Source organism: Mesorhizobium sp. M7A.F.Ca.US.005.03.2.1, from assembly GCF_003997795.1.
Lineage (GTDB): Bacteria > Pseudomonadota > Alphaproteobacteria > Rhizobiales > Rhizobiaceae > Mesorhizobium > Mesorhizobium ciceri.
Window position 1 is genome coordinate 1 of sequence record NZ_RZRP01000513.1, and the last position, 4,620, is coordinate 4,620.

The 4,620-nt window shown below is 60.0% G+C and carries 5 protein-coding genes and 1 pseudogene; all 6 read left to right on the forward strand.

What is annotated here, in order from left to right; translation table 11 throughout:
• A pseudogene (locus EN991_RS39975) lies at positions 1–715 on the forward strand (helicase RepA family protein); the annotation flags it as partial.
• A gap of 541 nt (positions 716–1,256) precedes the next feature.
• Positions 1,257–1,670: a hypothetical protein gene (locus EN991_RS24355; protein WP_127369716.1), complete on the forward strand. Its 414-nt coding sequence runs from the start codon at positions 1,257–1,259 to the stop codon at positions 1,668–1,670.
• The gene (locus tag EN991_RS24360) at positions 1,667–3,109 is read left to right on the forward strand and encodes a hypothetical protein (RefSeq protein ID WP_127369717.1); all 1,443 of its coding nucleotides are present in this window, start codon (positions 1,667–1,669) and stop codon (positions 3,107–3,109) included. Before EN991_RS24355 ends, EN991_RS24360 begins: the two co-directional genes overlap by 4 nt.
• 7 nt (positions 3,110–3,116) lie before the next feature.
• The gene (locus EN991_RS24365; RefSeq protein WP_127369718.1) at positions 3,117–3,524 is read left to right on the forward strand and encodes a hypothetical protein; all 408 of its coding nucleotides are present in this window, start codon (positions 3,117–3,119) and stop codon (positions 3,522–3,524) included.
• On the forward strand, positions 3,524–3,898 hold the full coding sequence (locus EN991_RS24370; protein WP_127369719.1) for a hypothetical protein: 375 nt from the start codon (positions 3,524–3,526) through the stop codon (positions 3,896–3,898). Before EN991_RS24365 ends, EN991_RS24370 begins: the two co-directional genes overlap by 1 nt.
• A 10-nt stretch (positions 3,899–3,908) precedes the next feature.
• The coding region (locus EN991_RS24375) for a hypothetical protein (RefSeq protein WP_164769347.1) at positions 3,909–4,620 on the forward strand (712 nt) is incomplete at its 3' end.

Genomic DNA, 4,620 nt, shown 5'->3' on the forward strand with positions numbered 1-4,620 from the left:
GATCGACGCCGTGATGAAGGAGTTGGGTCGCCTCGCCAGTAAGGGCAAGTGCGCTGTCGATGTCATCCACCACTCGCGCAAGACAAATGGCGAGGGGCAATCGGTGGAGACAATTCGCGGTGCTCGCTCGCTGACCGACGCGGCTCGCATGGCGCGTGTCATCGACACTATGACCGAAGATGAAGCCGAGAACTTCGGCCTACTTGGCTTCGACGCAAACGGCAGGGAAAAGCCGTCTTATCGCCGATACATTTACGAGCGACCGGCGAAGCAAAACCTAGCCCCGCCAGCTGTCAGCCGATGTTGGTATGTCCTCGTAAGTGTTCCGGTTGGCAATGCCGGAAAGGAGCAGGATCTCGAACCAAGCGACTGGGTTGGCGTCCCGACATCATGGACGCCACCCGAAGGTGAGCCGCTGTTCGAAGACGACAAGCTGCCCGACCTGTTGAAACTGTTCGAAAAGGGCGACCAGAGGGTGAGCGAGAAGGCCAACGATTGGGCCGGATACGCTATCGGGGAATTGCTCGATTACGACATAGGACGCGGCCTGAAATCGGCTGACGTTCTTGCCCGGCATAAGTCGGCGAGAAAGCGCGCGCAGCAGGTAATAGATGAACTCCAGCAGCGCGGGCTGATCATTGAGGAAGATCGCAAAGACAGCAATCGGGAGACACGACCTACGTGGATTTTGACCAGTAGGGAGATACCGTTTTGAAGCCGGTTGCAGCAGTGCAGCAGTCGCGTTTTTTGAGTGCTGCGGCACCGCTGCAGAGCCACGGGGCAGCAGTGCAGCAGTCTAGGACCCCCCTAAAGGGGGGTGTCCATAGTGCTGCAAGTGCTGCTCCTGCTCGTGGCGTTGTTTCCCTGGAAAGGAAGATAATTTCCCCCGATCGCTGCGGGCGGCAAGCTGTCCCCGCTGTTGCGGGCTTGCTTGCATGTGGTGGGCTGGCTAGGTGGGCGCTACAGCGTGGAACGTCCCCCTGCCCGAGTACTGCACTGGACAGCAACGAAACGCGCTGTGGGCGGCTGTATTGCCCAGATTAAAAACACTCGACTGAAGCCGCAATTTGCTGCACCCCTCGCAATATTGCTGACAGAATAAGTGTTAGTTATTCAGTCATCGATGCAAACATCCAAATAAATCCTTGTTTTACAGCGCTTGCGCAGCGTAACGTGTGCTTACATTCAAATCTAACAAGGCTCTTAGCAACTGCATCTGCTGCTGTAACGCGGCGATCAGCCCCGGAAACTCGCCCATGGATGCCCTAGCCGACCAGCCTTCAGCCGAGGGGCAGAAATCCCCGCAGCGCTCCCGGATCGCAAACGGCAGCGCCACTCTGTTAGGCGCAAGAGACGAGCGTTCCCTTTACGTGCGCCGGATGAAGGAAGTCATTGCCGAGCATGTGGATGATCGAGGCGGTCTGGATGCCATGTCAGCCGCCGAGAAGTCCCTGATCCGCCGCGTTGCCGTGCTGACCATTGAGCTTGAGAAGCTGGAGACGCGCTTCGCTGAGGACGAGACGGTCGGCGAGCGCACCCTTGATCTCTACAATCGGACGGCCGGCAACCTAGGGCGCCTGCTAGATCGTCTTGGTCTCAAGCGCAAGGCGAAGCCAGCCCGGACGATAGAGGGGCATATCGCAGCCAAGCGGAAGCAGGCAGCGGCATGAAACCCATCATCTCCATGCGCGAAGCCTTAGCCGACCCGGACCTGTTCGGCACGATCTTAACCGGCGACAGTTGGCTGCCGTGGCGGGTCATGTTGATCGCCTTGATGGGTGAGCCGCTGACGGCAGAAGAGCGTGTCATCTTCACCGCCTTGACCCAGCGCGAGCACGAGCCGCTGTCCCCCGTCGAGGAGTTCTGGGGGATCGTCGGACGCCGTGGCGGCAAGACACGCGCCATGTCCGTCCTCAGTGCCTACTTAGCCGCCCTCTGCGACTGGTCGGACGTGCTGGTCCCGGGTGAAACCGGCAAGCTCTTCTATCTCGGCTACAATCAGAAACAGGCGAACATCGCATTCGACTATGCCAAGTCGATCTTCAACCTCCCCCTGTTTGCGCAGCGCGTCGATAATGTCAGTGCCGACATCATCGCTCTCAAGACCGGCATTGAACTGGAAGTGCGCGCCGCGACATGGCGCGGGTTGCGTGGCGTCACCAGCATTGGCGCGATCTTCGATGAGTTGGCGTTCTTCCAGTCGGAGGAATATTCCGCCAACACCGACAAGGAAATTTTGAACGCGATACGCCCCTCGCTGGCAACGACATCTGGACCCCTGATCGCGATCAGCTCGCCGTTCGCAAAGTCGGGCGAAGTGTTCCAAGCGGTCGAGCGCGACTTCGGCCCGAATGGTGATCCCCTTATCCTTGTCGCGAGGGGTGCAAGCCGCGACTTCAATCCGAGCCTATCGCAGCGTGTCGTGACGCGTGCACTGGAACGCGATGCTGCTGCCGCGCGGGCCGAGTATCTGGGCGAGTTCCGAGAGGACTTGGCGGCCTTTGTGGACCTTGCCGTCGTGCAAGCGTGCGTAGCTGCGGGTCTGGCAGCAATTCTGCCCAACGCTCTGCGCCAGCCCTACACGGCCTTCTGCGACCCGGCTGGCGGCAGTGGCACCGACAGTTTCACGTTGGGCATCGGACATGACGGGCTGGACGACCAGCAGCTTGGAAAAGACCTGATCATTCTGGATTTGGTGGACGAGGTGAAGCCGCCGTTCCGCCCCGAACAGGTCGTGATGAAGTTCGCCGCGACGCTCAAGACGTATGGCTGCGATTCAGTCTATGGCGACAACTACGCGGCTCAGTGGGTCGTCGACGCCTTCGACCGGTATGGCATCCGATACATCAAGTCGCCGCTCAACAAGAGCGAGCTGTTCCTGAACTTTTTGCCGATGTTGAACAGCCGCTCGATCCAGCTTCTGGATCATTCCAAGCTGGTGTCGCAGCTCGTCGGCATGCAGCGCCGCGTGACGAGCGGTGGCCGCGAGACGATCGATCACAACCCCAATGGGCATGACGACGTGGCGAATGCCGTCGCTGGATGCCTGGCTGTCATCGCTCGCAACCGACGTCACACGAAGACCACAACCACAGCCATTCCGATGTGAGGACAGCATGCGCGAAGGCGACGTAGTTCAAACCACGCTGGGCCACAAATGGGTGGTCGCGTTTCTGCTTGATGCTGTTGACATCGAGGGGCTGCATGACGGGCGTCACGCGTTCCTAGTGCGCCCTGAGCCGACACCCTATGGCGACGATATCGTCTACGCGCTGGAGTCGGAGAACGACATCTTCATGGGGTGGCTGGGCACCACGGAGATTGATCAGGGCGACGTGTACACGCTCTACGGTGACGAGCCATTTGCCGTGGTCGAAGAGCGCGACCAGTTCATCAAGTTGCGGCGCGAAAACGGCAGCACCGAATGGATAATGCGCTGGCGCCTCGCCTTCAATCTGATGGTCGGACACGACATCTCCCCCGAGGCTGATTGGACCGAAGCCAAACTGATGGGAGCAATCTGATGACCGTGCAAGTCGGCGATATCGTCGTGGCGGGATCAGGGTTGCGCTGGTGCATCCTGGGCTTCGTTGGCAACCCCAGCGGCGGGCAGGATGCGAAGCTGATCCGCAAAAACTCCGATGGCAGTTTCACCGGCGTCCAAAAGGATGCCGAAATGCTGATCGCGGTGGAAAGCCCTGTCTTCGAGATCGGCGAGCCGGTGACGATCAACGGTCTCAAGGGGACCTTCCAGTGCTTAGAGCGCGAAGAGCATGTCGCGCGCATCATGCTGGCACCCCGCTCCAAGCAATTGGCAAGCGGCGGATTTGTCGAGATTCAGGCGGGCGTGTCTCGCGCCAGCTTCGCCTTGCTCGTCCTTGAAAATAGAAAAGTGTAGGAGAAGTCACATGGCAAGCGTTGCCGAACAGGAACTGAAATTGCACGTCTCGCCCTCCATCGATGAGCGGACGATCGACCATTTCGCCGAGAGGCAGATCGGCAATACGAAGCCCGAACCTGACCTGGAGCATGTCGCTCTATCGGCGGCGATGAAGGTAGCTCGCGAGGAGGCCCACGCGCTGGTCGCTCTCGCTGAGACTGTGTACGGGGACGGGTCGCAGCCGCTAGCTGCCGCCGTGATCCAAGTGGCTAGTGCGGCGCGCAAAAGTGGCGAGCGTGTCGCGGCCCGCTTGCTCGCCGCTCAGGAGAAGGTTGATACGACGATAGCGTCGCTTGAGAAAGTGACGTTTGCGCCCCCACCGGACGCCACGGCTGGAGAGCGGTACGATCAAGAGATTCGGGCCTCGCTGAAGGCACTGACTCCCGATGAACTCGCCAAGGAGATCAACGACGCTCTTGCGAGCAACGATATGGCGCTCATCGGTGCGGTGCTGCGCGCGCCAAGAGTCACGACCGGCATGAAGGCGGCCGAATTGGAATCCCTTCGCCACAGATTCCGCACCCAGCACTTTCCGAGCGAGATGCGCCGTCTGGAGCGTTTGAAGAAAATGCGCGTCGCGTCTGATGTGGGCGGTGGAGCATTCATCAAACTCGTGCAGCAGGCGGGCGACACTACCTTCGCCAATGCCGCCATGGCCGCGCGCTCCAAGCGCGAAAGCG

What these genes read in the sequence shown, in the direction of transcription:
- EN991_RS24355 (WP_127369716.1), top strand. Translation starts at nt 1,257, where the DNA reads ATGGATGCCCTAGCCGACCAGCCTTCAGCCGAGGGGCAGAAATCCCCG.
- EN991_RS24360 (WP_127369717.1), top strand. Translation starts at nt 1,667, where the DNA reads ATGAAACCCATCATCTCCATGCGCGAAGCCTTAGCCGACCCGGACCTG.
- EN991_RS24365 (WP_127369718.1), top strand. Translation starts at nt 3,117, where the DNA reads ATGCGCGAAGGCGACGTAGTTCAAACCACGCTGGGCCACAAATGGGTG.
- EN991_RS24370 (WP_127369719.1), top strand. Translation starts at nt 3,524, where the DNA reads ATGACCGTGCAAGTCGGCGATATCGTCGTGGCGGGATCAGGGTTGCGC.